The organism is Pseudanabaena sp. FACHB-2040 (assembly GCF_014696715.1).
In the GTDB taxonomy this organism is placed as follows: Bacteria; Cyanobacteriota; Cyanobacteriia; order Phormidesmidales; family Phormidesmidaceae; genus JACVSF01.
Genome location: NZ_JACJQO010000019.1, coordinates 426808 through 449187, shown reverse-complemented (window position 1 = coordinate 449187; position 22380 = coordinate 426808). Strand labels below are relative to the sequence as shown.

Here is a 22380-nt window from a genome sequence, read left to right as displayed (position 1 = left end):
TCCCATCCGCTAGCAGCCAGTACGAAGGAGGTCGCTGTGGCACGAAGTACTCCGATTGAGCGCGTCAGGAATATCGGGATTGCAGCTCACATCGATGCGGGGAAGACCACTACAACTGAAAGAATCCTGTTCTACTCAGGAGTTGTTCACAAAATCGGTGAGGTTCATGAAGGGACCGCTGTGACCGATTGGATGGAGCAGGAGCGTGAACGCGGCATCACCATCACGGCTGCTGCCATTACTACCAGCTGGCGCGATCATCAAATCAATATTATTGATACCCCTGGGCACGTTGACTTCACAATTGAAGTTGAGCGCTCAATGCGGGTGCTGGATGGGGTCATTGCTGTCTTTTGTTCTGTCGGAGGAGTTCAACCTCAGTCCGAGACAGTCTGGCGGCAAGCAGATCGGTACAAAGTACCGCGTATTGCCTTTGTCAATAAGATGGATCGAACGGGGGCCAACTTCTATAAGGTCTACAACCAGGTTCGCGATCGCATGAAGGCGAACGCAGTTCCCATTCAAATCCCTATTGGAGCCGAAGACCATTTCCAAGGGGTGATTGACCTGGTACATATGCGTGCCCGAATTTATCACGACGACTTAGGTCAAAACGTCGAAGACACCGAGATCCCCGAAGATATGCGGGAGCTGGCTGCTGAATACCGAGCCAAGTTAATTGAAGCAGTAGCCGAGACTGATGATGCGCTGATGGAAAAGTTCTTTGAAGGCGAAGAACTAACCGAGACTGAGATTATGTTAGCGCTTCGGAAAGGCACCGTCACAGGCACCATCGTACCGATGCTTTGCGGCTCTGCTTTCAAAAACAAAGGCGTGCAGCTGCTCCTAGATGCCGTTGTTGAGTACTTGCCAGCCCCCACGGAAGTGCCTCCTATCCAAGGCATTCTACCTAGTGGGGAGACAGCTGAGCGGCCTGCTGACGATGGTGAGCCGTTAGCAGGCTTGGCCTTCAAAATTATGGCTGATCCCTACGGCCGGCTGACCTTTATTCGGGTTTACTCAGGTATTCTGCAAAAGGGCAGCTACGTTTACAACGCAACCAAAGATAAGAAAGAGCGCATTTCTCGGCTGATTGTGTTGAAAGCCGACGATCGCATTGAAGTCGACGAACTTCGGGCTGGTGACCTAGGTGCTGCTATTGGCCTAAAAGACACCTTTACTGGAGATACAATCTGCGATCCGGCTCATCCTATTGTCCTAGAATCGCTCTTTGTTCCTGAGCCCGTCATCTCAGTGGCCGTTGAGCCTAAGACGAAGCAGGATATGGACAAGCTGTCCAAAGCCCTGCAGTCTCTGTCCGAGGAAGATCCAACTTTCCGGGTCAGCATTGACCCCGAAACTAATCAGACAGTGATTGCCGGTATGGGCGAACTTCACCTAGATATTCTCGTAGACCGTATGCTGCGAGAGTTTAAGGTAGAAGCTAACATCGGTGCTCCTCAAGTGGCCTACCGAGAGACAATCCGCAAGGCTGTTAAGGCTGAGGGCAAGTTTGTTCGGCAGAGCGGTGGCAAAGGGCAATATGGTCACGTAGTTGTCAAGGTTGAGCCGAACGAAGTCGGCACTGGCTTTGAGTTCGTGTCTAAAATTGTGGGCGGTACTATACCCAAAGAGTACATCTCCCCTGCCGAGCAAGGCATGAAAGAAGCCTGCGAATCTGGTATCCTAGCTGGGTACCCGGTGATTGACTTGAAGGTTACACTCGTTGATGGGTCTTATCATGAAGTAGATTCATCTGAGATGGCCTTTAAGATCGCAGGCTCCATGGCGATAAAAGAGGCTGTAATGAAAGCTTCTCCAGTTCTTTTGGAGCCTACGATGAAAGTTGAGGTCGAAGTTCCAGAAGAGTTTCTGGGAGATGTTATGGGGGACCTCAATTCCCGCCGCGGCCAAATTGAGGGCATGGGAGCGGAGAGCGGCTTAGCTAAAGTGACAGCAAATGTTCCTTTGGCCGAGATGTTTGGTTATGCCACTGACATCCGCTCAAAAACGCAGGGTCGAGGCATATTTTCGATGGAGTTTAGCCGCTATGATGAGGTTCCTCGCAATGTGGCTGAGTCTATCATCGCTAAAAACAAAGGGAACGCTTAGACAAATAAGGGATACGTAACGTAAATGGCACGCGAAAAGTTTGAACGGAACAAACCTCACGTAAACATCGGGACTATTGGTCACGTTGACCATGGCAAAACGACCCTGACAGCCGCTATTACCATGGCGCTGGCAGCAGCCGGTGGGGCTAAAGCTCGTAAATATGACGAGATTGATGCAGCCCCCGAAGAAAAAGCCCGGGGTATTACGATCAACACCGCCCACGTAGAATATCAGACCGAAGATCGCCACTACGCTCACGTAGATTGCCCCGGTCACGCTGACTACGTGAAAAACATGATCACTGGAGCAGCTCAGATGGATGGTGCCATTCTGGTAGTTTCTGCTGCTGATGGTCCCATGCCTCAGACGCGAGAGCACATTCTACTGGCCAAGCAGGTTGGCGTACCTAGCATTGTGGTCTTCCTCAACAAGCAAGACCAGGTCGATGACGATGAACTGCTTGAGTTGGTTGAGTTGGAAGTGCGGGAACTCCTGAGCTCCTACGATTTCCCTGGCGATGATATTCCTATTGTCCCTGGCTCTGCCCTAAAAGCAGTTGAAGCACTGACCACTACTCCTGCCCTCAAGCGAGGCGACAACGAGTGGGTCGATAAAATCCTGAAACTTATGGATGAAGTCGACGCTTATATTCCCACTCCTGAGCGAGACATCGATAAGCCTTTCCTAATGGCGGTTGAAGATGTCTTCTCCATCACTGGTCGGGGCACGGTTGCAACCGGTCGGATCGAGCGGGGCAAAGTTAAGGTTGGCGACACTGTTGAGCTGGTGGGCATTCGCGACACCCGCAACACAACCGTGACTGGCGTCGAGATGTTCCAGAAAATCCTGGACGAGGGTATGGCTGGAGACAACGTAGGCTTGCTCCTGCGGGGTGTTCAAAAAGCCGACATCGAGCGCGGTATGGTGCTGGCTAAGCCTGGCAGTATCACCCCACACACCCAGTTTGAGGCTGAGGTGTATGTGCTTAAGAAAGAGGAAGGAGGCCGTCACACGCCCTTCTTCCCTGGTTACAAGCCCCAGTTCTACGTGCGGACAACCGATGTGACGGGTACGATCACCACATTTACTGCAGACGACGGTACTGCTGCAGAAATGGTCATGCCTGGTGACCGTATCAAGATGACAGTTGAACTCATTAACCCAATTGCAATTGAGCAGGGAATGCGATTTGCAATTCGGGAAGGGGGTCGGACTGTAGGTGCTGGCGTTGTTGCCAAGATCCTCAAGTAACTTCTGAGCTAGAGATTTTAGAGGAGTGATTTCCGATTAGGTATCACTCCTCTTTGTCTCTGGACTTATGTTTGGCTCAGACATAACAGAACCTCGACAATTTCATGAATTAGAAGGAATCTTACATGGCAACTATTCAACAGCAAAAAATCCGCATTCGGCTAAAAGCTTTTGACCGCAGACTTCTTGACACCTCTTGCGAGAAAATTGTTGACACTGCGAATCGAACTAATGCGACAGCAGTTGGCCCAATTCCTCTGCCTACCAAGCGACGAATCTATTGTGTACTCCGCTCGCCTCACGTGGACAAAGACTCTCGAGAGCATTTTGAAAGCCGCACTCATCGCCGGATTATCGATATCTATCAGCCTTCGTCTAAAACGATCGACGCGCTGATGAAGCTTGACCTACCAGCAGGTGTTGATATCGAAGTCAAACTCTAACTTTGAGCTTATTTTTCTATACTGCACTGGGGTGAAAGTATCTTAGTGCAGTAATTCCTTTTAAAGAGAGTGCTTTGTTCGCCAAACAGTAGGTTTGTAGAGGGTCATTGGCTCAAAGGTGAACAGCACACCTATTGCCGATACGTTAAAATATCTTTCAGATTGTATATTAATGCTTAACCGGACCTCCTGGAGGACATCTCGGTTCTGAGCTTTTGAAACGCGAGACAATAATGACGTTCTCCTCATCCATAGGTGTTCGCGAGCTACCTCTCTTTCCTTTGCCTGAACTTGTTCTTTTTCCTGGACGGCACCTACCTCTCCATATCTTTGAGTTTCGATACCGCATTATGATGAACACCATTCTCCAGAGCGATCGCCGCTTTGGAGTGTTGATGTTGGATCCGGTAACGGGAGAGCCTGCTAAGGTAGGATGCTGTGCTGAGGTCTTACACTATCAGCGCCTGCCAGATGATCGCATGAAAATTTTGACGATGGGGCAGCAGCGCTTTCGAGTGCTAGATTATGTTCGCGAAAAGCCCTACCGAGTAGGGTTAGTAGAGTGGCTTGAAGATGATCCGGCAGAACGAGACCTTCATCCGCTGGCGTCTGAAGTCGATCAGCTTCTACGAGATGTTGTGCGGCTGTCGGCGAAACTGACTAGCCAAGACATCGAAATGCCTGAAAATGTCCCAGACATTCCCTTAGAGTTGTCTTACTGGGTTGCAAGCAACCTCTATGGTGTAGCCCATGAACAGCAGGCTTTGCTGGAGATGCAGGATACGGCAGGTCGCTTGGAGCGGGAAGCAGAGATTTTGACGTCTACCCGTAATCACTTAGCCGCTCGAACGGCCCTCAAGGATGTTTTAGAATAGCCAGTGCCAGTTTGTGAAGGCAGACGTTGAGGGCTAAGGGCCGAGAAATCACAAACTGCTGGCGCTAAGGGATTGTTAGTTGGTTGCTTTACTGCTGCAGAGCCGGATTCTTTGGCAAAGAGCTAGAGCTTGGGTTTGAGTTAAGATTCTATCTGGCCACTCCGCAGTTCTTCAAGAGGAAGAAACGTATAGCTGCCAAACGTTTTGAGGGTCTCGGTGCAGGTGGTCAGTTCGTTCAAGGCTGTCTGAGTGGCGTCAGTGGTAATGCCGGCCTCTAAGTCAACAAAAAATAGGTAATCTCCTAGCGACCGCTTAGTTGGGCGCGATTCAATGCGACTGAGGTTGATGGAGTATTTTGCAAAGATCTGGAGGGGCTTTAGGAGCGCTCCAGGAGCATTGACGGGTAGGCTGAAAGCAAGAAAGGTATGGCCTCCAGATTTGGCTGGCGTAAGCCCTAGCACCCAAAACTTGGTGCAGTTGTCGGCATAGTCATTGAGGCCTTCGGCTAGTATGGGCAGCTGATAAAGCTCAGCGGCTCGCTCTGAGGAAATTGCAGCGGCGTTTGGGTTTTCTCTCAAATGCTGAAGGGCTTCTGTCGTTGAACTGGCAGGCACCAATTTGGCTTGTGGAACATTTTTTTCAATCCACTGTTGGCATTGGGCAAGAGCCTGGGGGTGAGAGTAGACCAGATCAACTGCTGAAATATCTTGGGCCTGGGAGACAAAGACGTGGGCAATGGGTAGGACTAAGGCATGTTGAATTCGTAGGTGATCTAGCTGCCATAGGGTATCAAGTGTGACAGTGACTCCCCCTTCAATAGAATTTTCTACTGGAACAATTGACAGGACTGTTTCCCCGGTTGCGGTTGCCTTGATGGCTTGAAAGATGCTGGGGTACGCTTGCAGGGTGACGGACTTACTAGTTTTTCGCTGGAGCCAGGTGCAGTAAGCTACTGCTGCCGTTTCTGTATAAGTACCTCGAGGCCCTAGATAGGCAAGAGATAGAGTCATAAAAAAGAGCGTGAGAAAACAGCAAACTTATTAATTGTAAATTTTCCAAAGATTAAGTAATCCTTACAGATATTATTCGAAATCAGGGTTAGCAGTTGCGCTCAGTCTCATAACAACTTTAGGCTAAGGGACGGTCAACCCCAATTTCTGAAGATTTCCTCATGTATTGTTACGCTTAAATTAAGCAGTTGCAGGCAGCCCTCGCAAACTCTTGGCCCCTAAAGTCACCATGCCCATTCGATTTAGTGCCTCTCAATCAGTAATAATTCCAGTACATGATCAGCCCCTGCCGATTCAGCACTACCTTAAGCAGCCACAACGCTTGGTGAAGGCTTTGATCGATCCGAGTCGGATGCAGATTCTAGATTTGGAGCTGTTTCGTCTCAGTATGCGCTCTTTTGATTTTATGACGGTGCATATTCAGCCTGTCGTGGATTTGAAGGTATGGAATGGACCTCAAGGAGGGCTCTGCTTGAAGTCTCTGAAGTGTCAGATCTGCAGCAATGAGGACATCAATCGGCGATTCCACTTGTCTCTTGATGGGTTTCTAGCGCCAACTACCCACTGTGGTGAAACTCGGTTAGAAGGCACGGCGCGCTTGGTAGTTGACGTGGATTTACCCCCGGCTCTATGGTTAACGCCGCGTACACTTCTAGAAACTACTGGCAACGGGTTGCTCAAGAGTGTTTTGTTAACCATAAAGCAGCGGCTGTCTCGGCAACTCTTGGTTGACTACTATGCCTGGGTCAAGAGCCAGGAGGAAAAATCTTCTACGGTGATCTCACGAACGGCTATGGGTTCTTCCCATGTCTAGGTGAAGCTGTTTGAGGCTACTTCCTCGTGCTAGCAACGCTATCGTGATGGCAGGGGCACCTCTAGCTGAAACCTAACCTTCTTTGCATCGCGTGTCGGGCTGAGTTGAAAAGCTACGAGACAGGGTAATTTTGAAGAACTTCATCATTGCTGCGATCTGGGCTTTGCTGTGATCTGAGCTTAAAGTCTAAATTTTAGAATTTCTTACTGTTTTCCCCTGTCCCTTAAAGAATACTTAAACCTGCCGAGGCTAGACTTTACTTTATTCCACTTGCTTTTTAGGCGAGTGCCTCCTATGCTCGATTCGGGCTGTTAGGGGAGCATCTGGTATAAGCGGAGCAAGGGGTCTGAACTGCTGCCGGAGCTTTGGAAAACTCGTGTTGGGTAAAGGACAAATATCACAAATGCCAAAGAAATGGGGCAAATTCTTAGTTGGCATTGGCATTGGGGGGCTGCTGCTGGGGGCTGCGACTCCCTTTGCGGAGATTTTTCAAGGGGGAGTAGGTAAACCACAGGGCCTTAACTCGGCGCTTATGGAATTTACGGCGTCTCCAGGCGTGGAAGCATTTCCATCTTCTGTTTCTAACGAGCGGGCCTGCCGAACTCAAAGCCTTTTGGAGGGGCAACAACCTCCTACCAGCTCTAGTTTACCTACGGCTGTTCCAGTAATGGGTTTAGGGTCGCTGCAGGCACTGGTTCGTCTTGGGGCTAACCAGATTGAGGGATTGCAATGGCCCCAAATTGATGAGCAGGCTCGGTTGGCTCGGGTACCGATTGTGATGTACCACGATGTACTAGCTGAAAAAGAGGTTTCCTTTGATGTCACGCCGGAGCAGCTAGAAAATCACCTCAAGGCAATTCAGGCGCAGGGATTAACGCCCGTTAGCTTAGATCAAGTGGTGCAACATCTGCGTACAGGACTACCGCTGCCTGAAAAGCCGATTTTACTCACCTTTGATGATGGCTATGTGGGCCATTTTGAGCAGGCTTACCCGCTCCTAAAGCAGTACCAGATGCCAGCAGTGTTCTCGGTTTTCCCCGGCAAGTTGAATGGGGAAATCGTGGGTCGTTCTACGGTTACTTGGGAGCAACTGAAGGAGATGGCTGCTGATCCGCTGATAACGATCGCATCTCATAGCGTAACCCACCCGCCCAATTTGACCCAGCTGTCGGATGAGGATCTGTGGCGAGAGGTGGCAGATTCAAAGGCGCAGCTAGAGGCGCAGCTTGGTATGCCAATTAAGTACTTTACCTACCCTGCTGGACACTACGACGAGCGGGTAACGGCAGCGGTCTCCCAGGCTGGTTACCTGGCTGCTCTCACCATGCGTGAGGAGAATGAACAGTTTGCTGGAGCTTCTGAATCTCTGCTGACCATTGAGCGGTTTGGGCAATCTAATTTGGAGCAGTTGCTAGACCAGGCTTGGGGCGGAGCTTCACGCCCTCAGCGCCTTGCCGCAGGAACTTTTGACTTTTCTGCCCCAATTGAGGCCAGTGAGATTGTTCAAGAGGACAATACTTTGGTGCTGATTACAGGAGGACACCCTGTTACAGTTCATGCTGATAGCCGTTATCAAGTGCCTGAGATCGTGGCTAAGACGAATGCGATCGCAGCTGTAGACGGGGGCTTCTTCTCTCTCAAATACCTAGACTCTAACGTCATGATTGGCCCGGTACTGAGCCAGAGCAGTCGGCGATTCGTTCCAGGCAACGGCAGCGAAAATCCCCTGCTCAATGGTCGCCCCCTGGTGCTGATTACGCCAGATGCGGTTAAGTTCATACCCTTTGATGCGGCTCGTCACAATACCCTAAGCGGCTTACATCAGGCCGCAAAGGGGGTGACAGATGCGTTTGTGGGAGCAGCCTGGCTGGTTAAAGACGGAGAGCCGCAGCCTGCAAATAGCTTTGGCACCCTGTTTGACTACGACGCCAATCGCCACCGAGCATTTTGGGGAATTAATACGGCCGGCCAGCCTGTTGTTGGGGTGTCTCAGTCGCGAGTAGATTCCGTCACCCTGGGCCGTCTGCTCGCAGAGGCGGGCCTCCAAGATGCGATCATGCTTGACTCGGGAGCCAGCACGTCATTGGCCTTTCGAGGCGAGTCTCTGGTGGGCTATGAGCCTCGCCCAGTGCCTCACGTCGTCGCCTTGATTCCACCTGAGAAGGTTGACGGCCTCTGTCCATTAAGGATGGAGGATGGGGTTCAAGAGGCGGCTGAGGCTGTAGGGACTGCTCCCTAGCTGCTGCTTCTAGGCAGCGGAGACAGCTGTTCAGGGTGCAAAGCCGCGATCTGACAGGGGCGAAAAGAGAGGCGATGCTGTGGGGAAGGGCCCAGTGTCGCTAGCGCCTGCCGATGCTTAAGGCTGCCATAGCCCTTGTTAGCGGCTAAGTCGTACCCAGGATAACGGCTTGCTAAGCGGGTGATTAAGGTGTCACGCCAGACTTTGGCAAGGATGCTGGCGGCTGCGATCGCACAATTCTGCTGGTCCCCCTTTACGATTGTTTGCTGCGACATTGGCAGGTCAGGTACTCGCTGATTGCCGTCGATCAAACAAAGGCTCGGAGCCGGGTCAAGTTGTAAGATCGCCCGCTTCATAGCCAGCAAAGACGCCTGCAAAATATTCAGGCGATCAATTTCTTGAACCGAAGCCAGACCAATCTTGCAGTCAACTGCTAGCTGCTGGATCGCTACAGCCAAAACCTGCCTGCGGGTTGGGGAGAGTTGTTTGCTGTCCCTAACCCCTAGGCTAATCAGCTCACAGGCAGAAGCGTCAGACAGTATGACTGCAGCTGCAACCACAGGACCAAATAAAGCGCCTCGCCCTACCTCATCTACTCCCGCTGCTCTGCAGGTGTCCTGTGCCGGATCGGCCATCTAAACCGAGCCCGCTACTGATTAGTAGCAGTTGCAGAGGAACGACGACGACGGCGGCGACGGACGTTAGCATCAGACTCCTCTTCAGAGGCTTGTGTCTCTTGTGTCTCTATAGACTCAGCTGGCGTTACAGTCTCAGCTGGCGTCACCGAATCAATCTGCGCCGTTGGCTCAGTGTGTGTTGGCGAAGCTTCTGCAAAGGCACTACTCTCAGCTTCAACAGAAACTGATGTTGGGCTAACTTCCTCAGGTTCTGGAGTCTCAGTGGCTTGCTTTCTTTGACGACGTACCGGTTTTTCAATCTCGCCATCAGCTACCACAGGGGCTGGAGCCTCAGCGATTTCTGGGGCAGAGAAGGAAGCCGCTTCGCCTGGAAGCACCACCGCAATAGTCGTATTCTTTGGATCAGTCAGCTCTTGATTAGCCAGGACCAGAGGAGAAATGCCCATCATGGCATAAATGCGCTGCTCATCTGGCGTCATCTCAACAGCGACAACTTGAGGGGCCGCTACGGGCTTTTTCTCATGACGACCGTTGCCACTCCGGCTTCGTCCGGTTCGTACAGGCAGCTTCTCTTCTTCCACTGCTGCTGCTGGAGCCGCTACTGGCTCTGGCACCACTGGCGCTGCTGCTGGAGGTGGAATTTCTTTGGCGGTGGCTCCGTCGCGACCACCATTGCTGCGTGTGGGTAAGGGTTCCCGCCGCCGCCGCCGTCGATTGCCTCGCCCTGTGCGCTCTTGATAGCTGGGATGGTTGACCAGATCCAGTTCTTGCAAATCCTGGAAGGGCTCTAGCTCCTCCCCTCGGACCTCGCGGGGGGTGTCTCGCACAACCGGCTGCACTGCAGCTGGGGTCCGATTGGCAACCGGAGTGTAGCTTCTTCCGGTCTCCTGAACCAAAGGCTGCACTTCTTCAGCATTTTCTCCGGGCAAATGCACCAGATGACCTAAACCACCACAGGTAGGACAGAGTCTTCCAAAGAGCTCATATAGGTTCTGACCCTGGCGCTTCCGGGTCAGCTCCACTAACCCTAATTCCGAAAGCTGAGAAATCTGAGGTCTGGCCTTATCAGAGCGGATAGCTTTGTTAAAGTGTTCTAAAACCTGAAGCTGATCGCGCCGCGAGTCCATATCGATGAAGTCAACGATAATCACCCCAGCTATATTTCTTAAACGTAGCTGCCGGGCAATTTCAGTGGCTGCTTCACAGTTGGTCCATAGCACCGTCTCCCGAGAGGTCGCTGACCGAGTAAAAGAGCCAGAGTTAACGTCAATTACCGTAAGCGCTTCAGTCGGCTCAATAATGATATACCCGCCAGAGGGCAAGTCAACTCGAGGCTTGAGGGCTTCGCGAATGGCAGCATTGACCCGGAAGTACTCAAGTAGGGGAGTGCGGTCTCGGTGATGATCGATCAAAACGCCGGTTGGCAGCTTACCCTCACTCCAGCTAGCCAGGTACTGCTTGACCCGCTTCATGCCCGTGTGAGAATCGGTAACGATACGATTGACGTCTGAACTGTAGACGTCTCGCAAGACTCGCTGAACAAAGTCGTCGTCTCGATTTAACAGGGCTGGAGGACGAGTCGCCAAAGCCTGCTGCTGGACATTTTCCCACTGCCGCTGCAGCATCTCGAGATCTTCAATGATGGCTTTTTCGGCCACACCTTCAGCTTCCGTTCGGACTAGAAGCCCCATACCTGCGGGCTTAATCAAAATGGCTAAAGCCCGCAGGCGGCTACGTTCATTCTCACTACGAATTCGGCGAGAGAGATTGACCCCTCGACCAAACGGCATCAGTACTAGGTATCGGCCAGGAAGAGTAATGTTGCCGGTTAAGCGAGGTCCTTTGTTGCCGGTGGGCTCCTTCATGATCTGAACCAGCACCTTCTGCTGGGGAGCCACCAACTCCGTAATCGAACCGGCAGAGCGTTTTAAGCGCAGAGGTCCCAAGTCAGAGACATGCATAAACCCGTTGCGCTCACTATCACCAATATTGATAAAAGCTGCATCGATACCTGGCAAGACATTCTCAACCGTGCCCAGGTAGATGTCGCTGACTTGGTGGGTTCCCGTTGCAACAATAAGTTCCTGGATTTGATCTTCAGAAAAAACGGCAGCTGTTCGATGCTGCTCAGCAATAACTATTTGCTTCGGCATGCAAATTCCTCAAAAGGCTCACCAGTCTCGGCATGCAATATTGCAATGTACTTAATCATCTGGTGGTAAAAATTTTTAGGCAAACAAAGGCCACCTAATCATGGCTGGAGAGAACTTTATCTCCGACATGAAACCTGAATGCAGCGGTGAAACCTTCACCCTGGTCAGGAGATGGCTAAAAAAGCAGGTTACACAACACTCTTGGCTACTCCGGGGCTTCTTGCCCTTGCCAAGACTTGTTAAATTGAACAGGCATCCTGACAGAAGCGCTTGAGTGTTCAGAACTCGTAGCTGCTAAACCACTGGTAACCTGCTTGACCGACCAGGCACAATCGCTCCTGTTGCTAGCATTATAGCGCCCAGCGGAGGGTTGAACCAAATCAACTGGCTATTTTCTAGCATAAGACAGCTAGATTTGCACGCCTGTATCTTTATTTTTCTTAATATTAATTGGCCCCTATCCCTAAACTTAAACGGGGCAGCCCTGACTTAAAAACAGTCACGAGTGCCCCGTTTGATAAAAACCGAAACTCTCTTATTGAGCAGAAACGGCAGCTAGGGTTGGCCTTTGGCTCTTGACTTGCCGCTGCACTTCGGGCCACTGCAGCATCACAACGACCATCGGTTCGCTCTTAGGCAGTTCCCGCCGAACGAGTCGCTTGAGCTCTTGCTCAATTAATCCTTGCAGTGCATTCCAGTCAATAGCATCCGCTTTATTTCCGACTACCATCTCCGACCAGCGATTAGCTAGAACGGTTTCAATCGCGTTGTAGGCTGACTGCTGCAGCTTGTCTTGGTTGACCGGTTGAGCGACTCCCTTGATTTGAATGGCTGGTTTCGACAACAGCACGCCGGTTGTATCAACAACAGCTGCGATCGTAACAAGGCCATCTGCGGCTAGCCGCTGCCGTTCGCGCAGAATATCGTTGCCAACCCCAAAACGGGAGGAATCTACCAGTTCAATGCCAGAGGGAACCTGCCCAGCTACTCTGATACCAGACGGTGACACTTCAACCATGTCTCCGTTCTTGATGATCACCATGTTCTCAGCCGGAATACCCATGCTTTGAGCCGTTTCTGCATGGCGAACCAGCATTCGGTGCTCTCCGTGTACCGGCAGGAAGTAACGAGGTCGGGTGAGCGCTAGGATTAGCTTTTGGTCTTCCTGAGCCCCATGGCCTGAAACGTGAATGCCTTTATCGCGACCATAGATTACTTTGGCTCCCAGCATCATTAACTTGTCAATGGTGTTGACAACAGAGATGGTGTTCCCTGGAATTGGGTTGGCTGAGAAAACGACAGTGTCGCCTTGCTGAATTCTGATTTGGCGGTGGGCGCTATTGGCAATGCGCGTGAGGGCTGCCATAGGCTCACCTTGAGAGCCGGTAGTCAGGATTAAAGCTTTCTCGGGGGGAAGCTGATTTAGGCTACGCAAAGGCTGGAAAAGGCTTTCCTCGCACTTGATGTAGCCTAGCTCGCGAGCGTGGGCAATGACGTTAAGCATGGACCGCCCAACGACAAAGACCGATCTCTGATGTTTGCGAGCCAGATCTAAGATCATGTTGACCCGGTGAACCGAGGACGCGAATGTAGTAACGATCAGTCGCCCCTCAGTTTGAGCGAAGATGCGGTCTAAGTTGGGATAGACAGACCGCTCTGAAGGCGTATGGCCAGGCACTTCAGAGTTGGTGGAGTCACTAATTAGACACAGAACTCCGCGCTCACCGTAGTCTGCTAGTCTTTGCAGATCGAAATGTTCGCCATCAACCGGCGTGTGGTCTACCTTGAAATCTCCAGTATGGATGACAATGCCAGCAGGGGTATGGATAGCGACTGAGAAGCTATCAGCAATGGAATGGGTATTGCGAATGTATTCAACTAGGAAAGAGTTGCCAATTCTGACAATTTCCCGAGGGCGAACGGTACGCAATTCAGTGTGATCGCTAAGGCCTGCTTCTTCAAGCTTGTTTTCAAGCAGGGCCATGGCTAGCCGAGGCCCGTAAATGACAGGGATATCGAACTGCTTGAGGTGGAAGGAAATACCGCCGATGTGGTCTTCGTGACCGTGGGTCACGATCATGCCTTTGATCTTGTGACGGTTCTCTCGCAGGTAAGTGACGTCGGGCAAAACGATGTTGACGCCGTGCATATCCTCGCTGGGAAATGCCAATCCCGCGTCTAACAGCATGATTTCATCATTGAATTCAAAGACGCAGGTGTTTTTACCGATTTCGTGCAGCCCACCGAGGGGAATCACTTTCAAAGCAGGTTCTGAGTTGTTTTGAGTCATACAAAAAGACAATTTATCCAAAAAGTGTGAACGGACGGAGAAGCTTTAGTCATGGAAGATGCTGGTTTGCTATAGCGTTAGCAGGCAAATTCCTTTGGAGTGAAGTTAGAAAGAGCAAAAATAAGAAGCTTATTTCTGGTGTGGGGATGCCTTAGACAGTGCCTGGTAAGCGAGGTTGTGAGGCTCAGCCTAAAGCAGACTGCCAAAATGAGTAGTGGACAGGCAAATTTTGAGTGGAAGGTCAGGTGCTAAATTGATTGACATAGACAGCTGCTATGGATATATCAGTGGACTTTGACAAGAGGTTTTGAAGCCGGAAAGGAAGTCTCTGGAGGGTATTTAGTTGTTAGAAAATTGGTGTTGCTGAGGTCAAGCTGGTAGTTTGCATCTAGCAGCTAGGCAAGCTCATGTAGAACCTGCTCAAGCACTTGCTTAACATCAGCAGAAGGAGGGCAGAGAGGGGGACGAACGCCGCCTACTTGCCAGCCCTTTAGCGCTAGGGCTACTTTAACAGGGATAGGATTAGTCGTTGCAAACAAAGCCTTAAACAAAGGCATGAGCTGCAGGTGAATTTGGGTAGCCTGCTTGACCTGTCCTGATTCAAAGGCCTGAATCATCTGCCGAATTTGGTCGCCTACCAGGTGGCTGGCTACGCTGACCACTCCAGTGCCTCCTACTGCTAACAAAGGCAGCGTTAGAGAATCATCTCCGGAGTAAATGGCAAACTCTTCGGGAGTAGCTGCACGAATCTGGCTAGCCTGATCGAGACTGCCGCTAGCTTCCTTGATAGCCATGATGTTGGGAATCTCAGCCAGCTTAACCACCGTTTCTACTGCTAGGTTTTGGCTGGTGCGCCCTGGCACGTTATAGAGCATCAAAGGCAAATCAGGAACGGCTTGTGCGATCGCACGAAAGTGCTGGTAGAGGCCCTCCTGCGGGGGTTTGTTGTAATAAGGGACTACCTGTAGCGTACCATCTAATCCCAGGTGGCTGGCTTTGCGAGTTGCTTCAACAGCCTCATGAGTGGAGTTGGAGCCGGTACCGGCAACCACCTTGGCCCGACCGGCAACCGCCTGCTGCACGGTCTTGAACAGCTGGTATTCTTCATCCCAGGAAAGTGTCGGCGACTCCCCTGTTGTGCCGCACACTACTAGAGCATCACTACCGTGGTCAACTAAGTGGGCCGCCAGCTTTTCAGCAACAGCGTAGTTAACGGCTCCATCCTCGTTAAAGGGGGTCACCATAGCCGTCAAGACTTGCCCGAAATACGCCACGCGTTCTCTATCTCCTAGTTATCATCTTTTCTGTGCTGACGCTACTGTCCACGGCATCATAGCGGCATCTCCAGGTTTACATGAAGTCTATGGCAACAGCGAATCCTTAAGGGGCAGGCGCTTAAGCCATCGAACACAGGCTAACACGATTATCTTTAAGCGATATCTCTAGCTAAACTGTGGCAGGTACCTTCAGCCACTGCTTAGCGACTAATAGCTCAGCGATTTGTACCGCATTGAGGGCGGCACCCTTGCGGATCTGATCGCCACAGAGCCACAGGTCTAGGCTATGGTCGTGAGAGATATCCTGCCGAATCCGACCGACCAGCACATCGTCTTGACCGCTAGCGTCAATAGGCATCGGGAAGTAGTTAGCTTGCCAGTCTTCTACTACCTTAACTCCGGGGGCTTGGGCCAAGATGGCTTTAGCTTCTGCTGGAGCAAAAGGTTCTTCAAACTCTAGGTTAACTGCTTCTGAGTGTGCCCGCAGCACGGGAACCCGAACACAAGTTGCCGTAATTCTTAAATTGGGCACATCAAATATTTTGCGGGTCTCATTCACCATTTTCATCTCTTCCTGGCAGTAGCCCAGCTCGTTTAGGGCTGAGTTGTGGGGGAACAGATTGAAGGCTAGAGGATAGGGAAACGCCTCTGTTTGGGGCGTTTGGCCGTCAAGAATGGCGCGAGCCTGTTGCTTGACTTCCTCCATGGCTCGTGCGCCTGCACCGCTAGCTGACTGATAGGTTGCAACGACCAGCCGCTGCACGGGCCTAACCTGATGCAGCGGCCAGACAGCCAGAGACATCAAGATAGTTGTGCAGTTGGGGTTGGCGATAATGCCCTGATGTTGAGCTGCTGCTTGACCATTGACCTCAGGGACAACCAAAGGCACCTGGGGATCCATACGAAAGGCGCTGGAGTTGTCTATCACGACTGCCCCGGCCCGTGCTGCCTTGGGAGCCCACTCTCGGGAGATCGATGCGCCTGCGGAGGCCAGAACAATATCAATGCCGTTGAAGGAGGTATCGCTGAGCGCTTCAATGGTCAGGGTCTCTTGTTTAAAGCGGAGAGTTTTACCCGCCGATCGGGGAGATGCTAGCAGCTTTAGATCCGCTAGAGGGAAAGACCGCTCCTCCAGCAACATCAACAGTTCACTGCCGACGGCTCCGGTAGCTCCTAAGATGGCAACTCGATACCCTTGCGACAAGCCGAAAACCCTCCTAATGCCAACGTGAATAGACTTCAACTCTACTACAGGTGCCTGCTAGACAGCCAACCCCTGTAACAATATTCACTCTGCCCAGTGCCCTTCCACCCTTTGGCGAAAGAGTGCTACCGCCCATTCTATATATCTTAGAAAGACTTTTAAGAGCATGGCTGGAATGGGCTATGATTGCATATTGCGTGAAAAATTGTCCTCCTCTATATAGAAGGGCAGCGATCGCAGTTTTGTAGATAGCCAATAGCCTCGATGAAAGTCACTCAGGAAAAGCTGCCCGATAGTCAAGTAGGTCTGGAGATTGAGATCCCTGCCGATATGAGTCGGCAGACTTACGAGCAAGTGCTTCGTAAGTACATGAACTCTATGAATATCCCGGGCTTTCGCAAGGGGAAGGTGCCCCGCCAAGTCTTTTTACAGCGCGTGGGAGTTACCCAATTCAAGGCAGCGGTGCTGGAGGAATTGGTTCAAAACGCCGTTGATAAAGCCATCAAGCAAGAAGAAATCGAAGCCATCGGCAACTACCAGCTCAAGTCATCGATCGATGACCTGATCGCTCAATATGAGCCTGGCCAAGACCTCACTATCTCGGCTGCTGTGGATGTGCCGCCTCGAGTCACCCTAAAGCAGTACAGTGGTTTTACAGCCCAGGCTGAGGAAGTTAAACCCAAACTGGAGCAGGTAGACGAAACCCTGGAGCAATATCGCACCAACCTAGCTACCCTAGTACCCGTTGAAGACCGACCGGCCCAAATAGGCGACATTGCCGTAGTTGATTTTGTTGGCAAAGTCAAAAGAGAAGGGGAAGAGCCTGAAGAATTTTCTGGCGGCAGCGCCCAAGACTTTCAGGTAGAGCTGCAGGACGGCCGCTTCATCGAAGGATTTGTCCAAGGCATTGTCGGTATGACGCTGGACGAAACCAAGGAAATCGAGGTTACCTTCCCAGAGGGTTACCCCCAAGAGGATTTGGCTGGACAAGAGGCAGTCTTCACTATCACAGTGAAGGAGATCAAAGAAAAGGAACTGCCTGAACTAGACGACGACTTTGCCCAGGAAGTCAGCGAATTTGAGACTTTAGCTGAGCTGCGCCAATCTCTAGAGGAGCGCTACCGCAATGAGGCTGAGCAGCAAACCAAGACGAATCGAGAGCAGGCCCTGCTGGCAGAATTGGTTAAACAGCTTGATGTCGAGATTCCCAGTACTTTGATCCAGCGAGAGGTTGACTTTTTGTTGACCCAAACAGTGATGCAGTTGAGCAACCAGGGGCTAGATGTGAACAAGCTGCTCACGCCAGAACTAATTGCTGGAATGCGTGAGCGCACCCGCCCTGAAGCCATTGAGCGCTTGCAGCGTACCCTGGCCTTAGGAGAAGTAGCCAAACACGCTTCTATTACCGTTGAAGAGGCTGAAATCGAGGCCAAAGCTGACGAGATGATGGCTGAAATCTCCGACCCCACTAAGGTCGATCCTCAGCGGCTGCGAGAGGTGGTGCAGGAAGACTTGTTACAGGACAAGATTTTGGCCTGGCTAGAGGAAAACAGTACGCTCGAACTGGTGCCCGAAGGAACGCTAACGCCTGCCGAGGAGGAAGAAGCTTCACCTGATCCAGCCGTAGCTTCTATAGACGTGGAAGCTGAGGTCGTTGAGGCTGCTGCGGAAGATTCTGAAGAATAACGAAAGCTTCTCTGAAGTGAAGATTGAGGCGGGAAGGGGCAGACCTAAGCTGCGTTCCCGTTTCGTTGCTGCTTTTGGGACGTTTTTGCTGCGGTAGCCAAGTCGCCTCTGCTTAAAAAGTTGAGGCATAATGGAGACATGGCGGGAGTGAAGGGCTAAGTTTAGTCTTTCACTCCCGATATACTACTTAGCAAGTGCGGATTTTCTATTGAATAGCGCTGGGTCCATGTTTTCTTCGATCGCATTTCATTCTCTTCGTAGCCTCGATCCCAGGATCTCGGCTGCGAACCAATCTCCGCAAGGCATTCTCCCGGTTGTCGTTGAGCAATCCGGCAGAGGAGAACGAGCTTTTGATATCTACTCCAGGCTGCTGCGGGAACGCATTGTCTTTCTGGGAACACCGGTTGACGATCAGGTAGCCGACTCTATTGTGGCTCAACTGCTCTATCTGGATGCTGAAGATCCTGAGAAGGATGTGCAGCTTTATATTAATTCTCCAGGTGGATCAATTTATGCAGGGATGGCTATTTACGATACAATGCAGCAGATTCGGCCAGATGTCGTCACTATCTGCTTTGGTTTAGCTGCAAGTATGGGGGCTTTCCTGCTGTGTGCGGGTGCGCCGGGTAAGCGACTGTCTCTCCCGAGCGCTCGAATCATGATTCACCAACCCCTAGGCGGTGCCCAAGGTCAGGCGGTGGACATCGAGATTCAGGCCAAGGAAATTCTCTATCACAAGCAGCGGCTCAATGAGCTAATTGCCAACCACACTCACCAGTCTCTGGAGCGGATTGAAGCAGACACCGAGCGAGACTTTTACATGTCCGCCGAAGATGCTCAAGCCTACGGCCTAATCGACAAAGTCATCCAGCGGCAAGAGCTATCAGCTAACGTAGACGTGACTGCACTCCAGTAAGAGGCCACTATGTCTAAGTACGACTCCCATCTCAAGTGCTCATTCTGTGGCAAGTCCCAGGAGCAAGTCCGAAAATTAATCGCAGGACCGGGAGTCTATATCTGCGACGAATGTGTTGACCTTTGTAACGAGATCTTGGACGAAGAGCTGTTTGACTCTGGGGCAACCGTGGCCCAGCCAGTTCCTCGGCGGGAGCCTCCCGCTGAGAAGCGCCGATCTTCGTCCAGTATTTCTTTAAACCAAATTCCCAAGCCTCGGGAAATTAAAAAATATCTCGACGAGCACGTCATTGGCCAGGATGAGGCCAAAAAAGTGCTCTCTGTAGCTGTCTACAACCATTACAAGCGGCTTAGCTATCTTCAAAACAGAGGGAATGATCCATTAGATGAGAATGTGGAACTGCAAAAGTCCAACATTCTTCTGATTGGCCCAACCGGTTGTGGCAAGACCCTCCTGGCTCAAACGCTGGCCAAGATTTTGGATGTGCCCTTTGCTGTCGCTGATGCCACGACTCTGACTGAAGCGGGCTACGTGGGTGAGGATGTCGAGAACATCCTGCTGCGGTTGCTGCAGGTAGCTGATCTGGATGTAGAAGAGGCGCAGCGGGGCATTATCTACATCGACGAGATTGATAAGATTGCCCGCAAGAGCGAAAACCCCTCAATCACGCGTGATGTCTCGGGTGAGGGTGTTCAGCAGGCGTTGCTGAAGATGTTGGAGGGCACGGTTGCTAATGTTCCACCCCAAGGTGGCCGTAAGCATCCTTACCAAGACTGTATTCAGATCGACACCAGCAATATTCTCTTTATCTGTGGCGGTGCTTTTGTTGGTCTAGAGAAAATTGTCGAGCAGCGAACTGGTAAGAAGTCTATCGGCTTTATCCAGCCTGGCGAAAACCAGCCTTCACGAGAACAGCGGGCAGCTGATGTGCTGCGCCATCTAGAGCCAGACGATCTGGTTAAGTTCGGCATGATTCCTGAGTTCATTGGCCGTATTCCAGCGATCTCGGTGGTTGAACCGCTGGATGAAGAGGCCCTAATGGCGATCATGACAGAGCCTAAGAACGCTCTGGTGAAGCAGTTCCAAAAGCTGATGCGGATGGACAACGTGCAGCTTGAATTTAAGCCCGATGCGTTGACTGCGATCGCACGTGAAGCCTACCGCCGCAAGACTGGAGCGCGGGCCTTGCGAGGCATCGTAGAAGAGCTCATGCTAGATGTGATGTATGAGCTGCCTTCCCGAATGGATGTGAAGCGCTGCATGATCACACGAGAAATGGTTGAAAAACGCTCTACAGCAGACCTGCTGCTGCACCCGTCCTCTCTACCCAAACCAGAATCTGCTTAGCCCATGCCGTATGTTTTAGTTAACGGCGTTAACCATTACTACGAGTGGATAAAATCGCCTGAGGCATCAGCGTCTGGATCGGCTCCTAAGCCGGTTATGGTTTTTGTGCATGGCTGGGCGGGTTCGGCGCGCTATTGGCGCAGCACAGCGCTAGCCCAGCGTGAGCAGTTTGACTGCCTGCTGTACGACATGCGCGGATTTGGGCGATCGCACATAGACGATGCGGGCCGAGAGCTTTGCTTGAAGCGGGGCTATGAACTAGAAACCTTTGCCGACGATCTGATCGCTTTGCTGGATGCGTTGGGGCTGGAGCGGGTTTACCTCAATGCCCACTCGATGGGTGCTTCGGTCGGCGTCTTTTTCCTCAACCGCTATCCGGAGCGAGTGATCAAGGCTATCCTCACCTGCAACGGCATTTTTGACTACGATGAGCGGGCCTTCAACGCTTTTTATCAGTTTGGCGGCTATGTGGTGAAGTTTCGCCCAACCTGGCTGGCGCGGATTCCGCTGGCCCCTCGGTTCTTCATGGCTCGCTTCCTGCATCGACCAATTCCCAGGCGCGAGCGGCAGGCTTTTCTAGAAGATTTTTTGAATGCCGATTACGGTACCGCCCTGGGCACAATTTTTACCTCAGTCAGCCAGAAAGCGACTGAGGTCATGCCGGGAGAGTTTACTCAGGTTAAGGTGCCGACCCTGATGGTGTCGGGACAGTACGACAAAATTACACCCTCTGATTTGGGCAGGCGAGCGGCAGCTTTGAGCCCCTGCGTGGAATACGTTGAGATCCCCAGAACCTCTCACTTTCCCATGTTGGAAGACTCAAAAACCTATCTGGATCAGGTCAATCGGTTTTTAGCGGAGTAGCTTGCGCTGGGTTTTTAGTCCAGGCCCAGCTCCCGCTTTAGCAGGTTGATTGACTTCTCACCAATATAGTTGTCGCAGACAATGAGCTGGGGCGGTCGGATCAGCTCTTCGCGGGCCTCGTTAACGGCCTGCTTAACGGCGGGCAGGCTGCTCTGGTCGAACACGACAATAGTTTGAGCGCTCCGGACTAGGGAGCCAAGCTTGTAGGCATCGTCGCTTTGGGCAGTCATGACTAGAATGTCGTCGCCCCGCAAGCTGTAGCTGATCACCTCTGCCGCCCGCAAAATGCCGGTACTGAGGCTGACCATGCCCAAACAGGTGTCTTTGGACAGGTTTTTGAGCAGGCCCAGCTCTTTGTTGTAATCGTAGATGTCGATAGGAATGACCCGCACCGATTTAGGACCGGCGATCGCTTCTGCCTCAGTAATAAAGTAGCGGCTGGTGACTACCGTACCGGATCGGGTTTGGGCCAGCACGTCTTCGAGTTCTTCTAGGGGCACTAGCTGCACTGGAATTTTGAGAGCAGCTTCTAGCTCCCGTACCATCAGCTGTCCGGCTCCAATGTCTTGCCGGGGCGTGGTCACTAAAACGCGCGCGCTGCAGCGCAGCCGCCAGTCGATCTCGCCGAGAAACAGCTCGCGGGCTTGGTTGAGAGAGCAGCCTTGGCGCAGCAGCTCGTCCAGGCTATTTTCTACGACCTCACGAGCTTTGGGAAACTCATCCCAAAGCTGGGACTGGGGCCGAGCGCTCTCCAGACTGTTCTGCTCTCGTACGTAAATGCCGGAGCCGGGCAGGGCTTCGACAACGCCGGCGTCTTCAAGCTGGCGATAAACTTTGCTGATGGTGTTGCGGTGCAGCCCCGTCTGCATGGCCAGCTGGCGAGTGCTGGGTAGGCGGTAGCCGGGGGGATATTGGCGCGACGCGATCGCAAACCAGATCTGGTCATAAAGCTGCGTCGAAGCTGGAATCTCGCTGTCAGGTTGAATATGAAATTGAACAGCCACAGCACCTCCGGAGTCGTGAGCACACCAAATGGCCCTCAAGGTATTACACCTGTTTTATCGGCCATTACGAACTAGATTCACAAAAATCTGAAGAAAGTCTTTGTCAAAGCCGCACGAGCGCAACAAATTTTGACACTTTGAGCTTGACTATCGCTTCTTTTGACTATCGCCTCTTCTATGTAAACAAAGCATTTCTTGATAGGGGGCAGGGCTGAACCCCCTTGACTAATAGGGTAGCCCTCACTCATTCAACA

At 51.8% G+C, this 22380-nt stretch carries 17 protein-coding genes; 10 read left to right on the top strand and 7 right to left on the bottom strand.

Features of this window, described 5'->3' with window-relative positions:
- The first annotated feature begins 36 nt into the window (after positions 1-36).
- From fusA to H6G13_RS22270, 4 genes are all read left to right on the top strand, one after another.
- A complete protein-coding gene (gene fusA, locus H6G13_RS22285) occupies positions 37-2112 on the top strand; it encodes an elongation factor G (protein WP_190486917.1) in 2076 nt (691 codons plus the stop codon).
- Between the two features lie 24 nt (positions 2113-2136).
- The gene (gene tuf, locus H6G13_RS22280) at positions 2137-3366 is read left to right on the top strand and encodes an elongation factor Tu (RefSeq protein WP_190486915.1); all 1230 of its coding nucleotides are present in this window, start codon (positions 2137-2139) and stop codon (positions 3364-3366) included.
- A 125-nt stretch (positions 3367-3491) separates the two neighbouring features.
- A complete protein-coding gene (rpsJ, locus tag H6G13_RS22275; protein ID WP_190486913.1) occupies positions 3492-3809 on the top strand; it encodes a 30S ribosomal protein S10 in 318 nt (105 codons plus the stop codon).
- 233 nt (positions 3810-4042) lie between these two features.
- Positions 4043-4684 carry an LON peptidase substrate-binding domain-containing protein gene (locus H6G13_RS22270; RefSeq protein WP_190486911.1) on the top strand — a complete coding sequence of 214 codons (642 nt, stop codon included), beginning with the start codon at positions 4043-4045 and terminating at the stop codon, positions 4682-4684.
- Between the two features lie 140 nt (positions 4685-4824).
- Here H6G13_RS22270 and pheA read toward each other — a convergent pair whose 3' ends face one another.
- On the bottom strand, positions 4825-5694 hold the full coding sequence (pheA, locus tag H6G13_RS22265; protein WP_190486909.1) for a prephenate dehydratase: 870 nt from the start codon (positions 5692-5694) through the stop codon (positions 4825-4827).
- 229 nt (positions 5695-5923) lie between these two features.
- On the opposite strand from pheA, the gene H6G13_RS22260 reads away from it, so the two are divergent.
- Both H6G13_RS22260 and H6G13_RS22255 read left to right on the top strand, forming a co-directional pair.
- Positions 5924-6508 (top strand): DUF1997 domain-containing protein, encoded by a 585-nt coding sequence (locus H6G13_RS22260; protein ID WP_190486907.1) that lies wholly within the window; start codon positions 5924-5926, stop codon positions 6506-6508.
- Between the two features lie 403 nt (positions 6509-6911).
- Positions 6912-8747 carry a polysaccharide deacetylase family protein gene (locus H6G13_RS22255; protein WP_190486905.1) on the top strand — a complete coding sequence of 612 codons (1836 nt, stop codon included), beginning with the start codon at positions 6912-6914 and terminating at the stop codon, positions 8745-8747.
- Here H6G13_RS22255 and H6G13_RS22250 read toward each other — a convergent pair.
- The 5 genes from H6G13_RS22250 to H6G13_RS22230 all read right to left on the bottom strand — a co-directional run bounded on the left by H6G13_RS22250 (position 8744) and on the right by H6G13_RS22230 (position 16309).
- A complete protein-coding gene (locus H6G13_RS22250) occupies positions 8744-9382 on the bottom strand; it encodes a ribonuclease HII (RefSeq protein WP_190486903.1) in 639 nt (212 codons plus the stop codon). The two genes, H6G13_RS22255 and H6G13_RS22250, sit on opposite strands and share 4 nt — an antisense overlap.
- Positions 9383-9396: 14 nt before the next feature.
- Positions 9397-11538, bottom strand: coding sequence for an Rne/Rng family ribonuclease (locus H6G13_RS22245; protein ID WP_190486901.1), 2142 nt, complete (start codon positions 11536-11538; stop codon positions 9397-9399).
- A gap of 535 nt (positions 11539-12073) precedes the next feature.
- A complete protein-coding gene (locus H6G13_RS22240) occupies positions 12074-13828 on the bottom strand; it encodes a ribonuclease J (protein WP_190486899.1) in 1755 nt (584 codons plus the stop codon).
- 395 nt (positions 13829-14223) lie between these two features.
- Positions 14224-15102: a 4-hydroxy-tetrahydrodipicolinate synthase gene (dapA, locus tag H6G13_RS22235; RefSeq protein WP_190486897.1), complete on the bottom strand. Its 879-nt coding sequence runs from the start codon at positions 15100-15102 to the stop codon at positions 14224-14226.
- 172 nt (positions 15103-15274) lie between these two features.
- Positions 15275-16309, bottom strand: coding sequence for an aspartate-semialdehyde dehydrogenase (locus H6G13_RS22230; RefSeq protein WP_190486894.1), 1035 nt, complete (start codon positions 16307-16309; stop codon positions 15275-15277).
- A gap of 264 nt (positions 16310-16573) precedes the next feature.
- Between H6G13_RS22230 and tig the strand changes: the two genes are divergently transcribed.
- The 4 genes from tig (at position 16574) to H6G13_RS22210 (ending at position 21122) form a co-directional block, all read left to right on the top strand.
- Positions 16574-17995, top strand: coding sequence for a trigger factor (gene tig, locus H6G13_RS22225; RefSeq protein WP_190486892.1), 1422 nt, complete (start codon positions 16574-16576; stop codon positions 17993-17995).
- Positions 17996-18221: 226 nt separating this feature from the next.
- A complete protein-coding gene (gene clpP / locus H6G13_RS22220) occupies positions 18222-18911 on the top strand; it encodes an ATP-dependent Clp endopeptidase proteolytic subunit ClpP (protein WP_190486890.1) in 690 nt (229 codons plus the stop codon).
- A 9-nt stretch (positions 18912-18920) separates the two neighbouring features.
- Complete coding sequence (gene clpX / locus H6G13_RS22215; protein ID WP_190486888.1) at positions 18921-20258, top strand: ATP-dependent protease ATP-binding subunit ClpX; 1338 nt, start codon at positions 18921-18923, stop codon at positions 20256-20258.
- Positions 20259-20261: 3 nt separating this feature from the next.
- Positions 20262-21122, top strand: a complete 861-nt coding sequence (locus tag H6G13_RS22210) for an alpha/beta hydrolase (protein ID WP_190486887.1) — start codon at positions 20262-20264, stop codon at positions 21120-21122.
- A gap of 14 nt (positions 21123-21136) precedes the next feature.
- Here the strand turns inward: H6G13_RS22210 and H6G13_RS22205 are convergent, their stop codons facing one another.
- The gene (locus H6G13_RS22205) at positions 21137-22126 is read right to left on the bottom strand and encodes a GntR family transcriptional regulator (RefSeq protein ID WP_190486885.1); all 990 of its coding nucleotides are present in this window, start codon (positions 22124-22126) and stop codon (positions 21137-21139) included.
- Between the last annotated feature and the right edge of the window lie 254 nt (positions 22127-22380).

What these genes read in the sequence shown, in the direction of transcription:
- H6G13_RS22250 (WP_190486903.1), bottom strand. Translation starts at nt 9,382, where the DNA reads ATGGCCGATCCGGCACAGGACACCTGCAGAGCAGCGGGAGTAGATGAG.
- H6G13_RS22270 (WP_190486911.1), top strand. Translation starts at nt 4,043, where the DNA reads ATGACGTTCTCCTCATCCATAGGTGTTCGCGAGCTACCTCTCTTTCCT.
- tig (WP_190486892.1), top strand. Translation starts at nt 16,574, where the DNA reads ATGAAAGTCACTCAGGAAAAGCTGCCCGATAGTCAAGTAGGTCTGGAG.
- H6G13_RS22255 (WP_190486905.1), top strand. Translation starts at nt 6,912, where the DNA reads ATGCCAAAGAAATGGGGCAAATTCTTAGTTGGCATTGGCATTGGGGGG.
- H6G13_RS22260 (WP_190486907.1), top strand. Translation starts at nt 5,924, where the DNA reads ATGCCCATTCGATTTAGTGCCTCTCAATCAGTAATAATTCCAGTACAT.
- H6G13_RS22240 (WP_190486899.1), bottom strand. Translation starts at nt 13,828, where the DNA reads ATGACTCAAAACAACTCAGAACCTGCTTTGAAAGTGATTCCCCTCGGT.
- H6G13_RS22210 (WP_190486887.1), top strand. Translation starts at nt 20,262, where the DNA reads ATGCCGTATGTTTTAGTTAACGGCGTTAACCATTACTACGAGTGGATA.
- H6G13_RS22245 (WP_190486901.1), bottom strand. Translation starts at nt 11,538, where the DNA reads ATGCCGAAGCAAATAGTTATTGCTGAGCAGCATCGAACAGCTGCCGTT.
- pheA (WP_190486909.1), bottom strand. Translation starts at nt 5,694, where the DNA reads ATGACTCTATCTCTTGCCTATCTAGGGCCTCGAGGTACTTATACAGAA.
- clpX (WP_190486888.1), top strand. Translation starts at nt 18,921, where the DNA reads ATGTCTAAGTACGACTCCCATCTCAAGTGCTCATTCTGTGGCAAGTCC.
- clpP (WP_190486890.1), top strand. Translation starts at nt 18,222, where the DNA reads ATGTTTTCTTCGATCGCATTTCATTCTCTTCGTAGCCTCGATCCCAGG.
- rpsJ (WP_190486913.1), top strand. Translation starts at nt 3,492, where the DNA reads ATGGCAACTATTCAACAGCAAAAAATCCGCATTCGGCTAAAAGCTTTT.
- tuf (WP_190486915.1), top strand. Translation starts at nt 2,137, where the DNA reads ATGGCACGCGAAAAGTTTGAACGGAACAAACCTCACGTAAACATCGGG.